The sequence below is a fragment of the Sulfitobacter sp. genome (assembly GCF_041552635.1).
Taxonomy (GTDB): Bacteria; Pseudomonadota; Alphaproteobacteria; order Rhodobacterales; family Rhodobacteraceae; genus Sulfitobacter.
In genome coordinates this window covers 1-1,694 of the sequence record NZ_JBFEKM010000345.1, presented here as the reverse complement: position 1 = coordinate 1,694, position 1,694 = coordinate 1, and the positions used below count along the sequence as shown (strand labels likewise).

The following is a 1,694-nucleotide window of genomic DNA, read 5'->3' as shown; positions in this document are numbered from 1 at the left end:
CATTCCAGTTCAGCTTGGTCGCCGAAATCTCATCCGCGACGTTTGTGCTGAAATATACGTCTTTGACGCTGGCCACAAAACCGTCCGGCAGACCGACCAGATCGGCCGTGCCCACGCGGGCATCAATCGCGGTCCAGCTGCGCGCGGCAACGGCGTCTTCGGTGATAAAGCCAAGCTCGGCCGAGACACCGGTCGCATCAAAGCCGGTGGCCCCGTCAAGATCTTCCAGTGCGATCAGACCTGTGATCAGCGACGGATCAGCTACATCATAGGTAAAGCCACCGCCGACACCCGCAAAGAGCGCCGCGTCATCGATCGAGAAAGTAGTTACATTCGCAACAAAACCCGCGCCAAGCCCGCTGCCCGAAACGGTATAGCTGCCCGTGGCAAGCGAGAAGCCCCCGCCCAGATAGACCAAACCGTCACCAAAATAGATCCGGCCTTCGACCGCGAAATCCGTGCCTGTACTCAGATCACCAAGCGCAGTCGCGGCGTCGGTGTAATCAATCGTCGACCAATCCAGCTTGGTCACCGGCAGGCCCGCGTCATCAATCGCAGCGTTGTAGCGGACAGTCACATCATTGGCCTGTGCCTCGACATTGCCCAGACCCAGCACCTGCGCCAGACCGAACCCGCCGGTCAGCCCGATATAGGTAACGTCGTCCGTCGTATCGATCACATCGGCACCGGCGTCGATCAACACGCCCAAAGCAAGGTTCGCATTCTCGACATAGACACCGCTGGCATTGCCCCGATTGACCACAAGGTTGCCCTCGGCGTCCTCGGCAAAGACCGCGCTGCCACCGGCAAAGAACGTCGTCTCGGACAGGGTTAGCAAAATCAGATCACCGTTGATGCCTGACACCGGATCGGTCGGCACATCCAGCGCCACCGCCATCGAGAAGGCCGAGGTCAGATAAACCGCATTTGTAATCTCAAGCGTCAGCGTCCCGCCGATCTTGAACTGCTCAAGCCCGTTCAACCCAAGGACAGCATCCGTCAGATCAAGCTGCGGGCCGGTCAGATCGTCGGCAAGGTTCTTCCAGTTCATCACCGTGGGCACCGCACCGGGGTCAGCCACCACATCAACCACCGAGGCAAAGTTGCCCGTCACCAAGAAATCGCGACCGTCGATGGCAAAATCATCCGGACCACCAAGCCCCCGCACGTCGATATTCTCGACTGTTGCGCGGAAGGCCAGCCATGTTTCGAACGCCGGCGCACCATCAATCGTGGCGCTGCCCGCATTCCGCGCAATCAGCGCCAGTTCGAAACCGACACCGGCAGCATAGAACCCTTGGAACGTATCCGACACGCCGGTCGGCCCACCATCAATCAGCGACCGCGTGATCGGTGCCTTCACAAGCTCGTTATTCGCGTCGCGGGTAAAGTCGATGACACCGGCGGCAAAAAAACCGTCGCTGAGCTTGAAGGTCACGACCGTCGCATCCGTCGCCGCGATTGCACCGTCATCAATCGTCTGCGTCTTGACCGACAGTTCAACCTGCCCCGCGATCAGAACGGTCTCGGCAATCTCGATCTCGATATCCGCCAGCAATTCGATGCCATCAAAGTTTAGATCCAGATAGGACACGCCCGAAGGATCCTTCAGCGCGTCCTGCGTCCAGTCCAGCGCCGTGCTGAAATCCGAGGCAACGTTCAGCTTGACCGACAACTCCCGCGCAATCAGCTTT

General features: G+C 59.2%; 1 protein-coding gene. It reads right to left on the bottom strand.

Translation table 11 applies throughout. From position 1 onward, the window contains the following. The coding region (locus ABYT07_RS20935) for a hypothetical protein (protein WP_372993925.1) at window positions 1-1,694 on the bottom strand (1,694 nt) is incomplete at both ends.